1 protein-coding gene and 1 pseudogene are annotated in these 2,249 nt (G+C 42.2%); both read right to left on the reverse strand.

Going from position 1 to position 2,249, the window contains the following annotated elements; all coding sequences use genetic code 11:
• Positions 1-892, reverse strand: an 892-nt coding sequence (locus JMY09_RS14250) for a LysR family transcriptional regulator (protein WP_201624604.1), incomplete at its 3' end; no start/stop codon positions are given.
• Positions 893-959: 67 nt separating this feature from the next.
• Positions 960-2,185: pseudogene (locus JMY09_RS14255) on the reverse strand (IS3 family transposase).
• Between the last annotated feature and the right edge of the window lie 64 nt (positions 2,186-2,249).

A 2,249-nucleotide genomic window follows, 5' to 3' on the forward strand; every position in this document is an offset into this window, starting at 1 on the left:
GTGATTTATTTTTGCTTATGATATCAAGCCAAGCTTGCATACTTGGTGTAAGCAAGCGATGACGGCGCCAAGCCATGACAAGCTCCCATTTTAACTGAGGTTGGGTTAGTGGCAAGCAGACTAATCCTGTTAAATCCAACTTTTGAGTATAATATTGAGGCAAAAGAGTCACGCCCATATCCTGTTTCACCATGTCAAGAAGCAAGTGCCACTGATTGGTTTGGCAAATAATATTAGGTTCAAAACCTAGTGATTGACAGTTTTCTATAATCATCGGAGTAAATGATGAATTGGAGGTAAATAAAATTAGGGGTGCATTTGATAGTGACTTAAGTGTTACCTTGGTTTTTTGCTTACCCATACGGTTTTTATTTGCTACGACCACCACTGGATAGCAACATATCGACAAGTAGTCAAAATCATCGTCAATCGGCTTCATCAATGTTGCCACATCAAGTTGCCCCTCTAGAAGGGCCTGCTTAAGTGACTCAGCACCATCTTCGATAAGTGAAGTTTCTATACTAGGATGCATTTGATAAAAGTTAAAAATAGCTTTGCTTAGTATTTCACTGCCTAACGGTGAAATCCCCAAACGCAATTTACCACCTATTAATTGCTGATAATCTACTACTGTTTGTTCAAGATTATCTGCCTTTTGTAAGATATCAACTGCTTGAATATAGAGGTGTTCGCCAATTTCCGTTAAATTAACTAGCCGCTTTTTTCTATGAGTCAAAGGCTTATCAAACAGAGCTACGCCTAAATATTCTTCAAGATTACTGATAGATTTGGTAACGGTGGGTTGGGTTAAATTGAGTTGAATACTGGCTTGAAGAAACCCACCTGTTTTTACGACTGTCACAAAGCAGCGTAATTGTTTCAAAGTTATCATAAATAATAAACCATGGTTAGGTGACCCCTGCCGTCAATCCCGTATATATAAACTTGGGAGATTTTGATTACGCAGCCTGACGATAATAATCAAACCACACCTGTCTTGGCGATTTATAGCCTAAACCCTTTTGAATCCTAGTCTGATTATAATATAACTCAATATATCCAATGATATCTCTGATAGCTGCAAACCTTGTTTTATAGTCTTGGTGATATACTAGCTCGTTCTTCAATATGCCCCAGAAGCTTTCTATGGGTGCGTTGTCAAAGCAGTTGCCTTTACCGCTCATTGAACCTGTAAACTGATGCTGCTTGATGATCTTGTGGTAAGCATGGCTACAGTACTGACTGCCTCTGTCAGAGTGAACGACTAGCCCTTTGCTTGGTTGTTTATTCTTGATGGCCATGTTCAATGCTTTGCATACTAGATCTGCGGTCATTCGCTTATTGATCGCATAGCCGACCAGCTCTTTGGTATATAAATCTTTGACTCCCGCTAAATACAACCAGCCCTCAAGCGTCCAAATATAGGTGATGTCACTGGCCCACGCTTGGTTAGGGCGACTGGCATCAAACTCTTGATCCAACACGTTTGGATAGACCAGTTTGTTGTGATTGGAGTCGGTGGTGACTTTAAAGCGTTTGTGGCGACGGCATTTGATGCTGTATTCCTCTTTGATGCTTCTGACCATGTAGGGACTGATGTTATGACCTTGCTCACTTAGATGCGCATGCAGACGCTCAACACCATAGCGCTCATGAGTTTCACTGTGAGCGGCTTTAACGAGTAGCTCACAATGGTTGCGATGTATCTGCTGCTCGCTGATATCGCGACTCAGCCAGTCGTAGTAACTTGAATGCTTAACCCTTAGCACGCGGCACATAGTGGTGATGGTAAAGAAGTGCTGGTTATCTTTGATGAAGGCGTACCTGACTAGCTGTTTTTCGCGAAGTACGCCGTCGCCTCACTCGAGCATAGCTCTCCCCTTGCGTCGGGGCGAAGCAGTGCTTCGCTTTATCCCTCCTCATTTAGTATCTCTCGCTCCTCTTCGGCAACTTTGAGCTGTCGTTTGAGCTGCTTTATTTCTTGAAGAGCTGTCATAAGATCAGGGTCGTATTGCTCTGTGCCTTTGAGCTTGCCTTGGTTGGCTTTGTTATGCCAATTCGATAGCGTTTGCATGGCAATGCCAAGCTGCTTTGCGGTTGCTGAGATATTGCCATTATTGTCTGATATCTTCTTAACGGCTTCAGCTTTAAATTCTGTGCTATAGGTTCTTATTTTCTTGACCATGATAAACTCCGATTAATATGCTTAGTTTACCAAGTTTACTTGTACGGTTTCTTCAGCATAGCTC

The organism is Psychrobacter urativorans (assembly GCF_904846695.1).
Lineage (GTDB): Bacteria > Pseudomonadota > Gammaproteobacteria > Pseudomonadales > Moraxellaceae > Psychrobacter > Psychrobacter urativorans.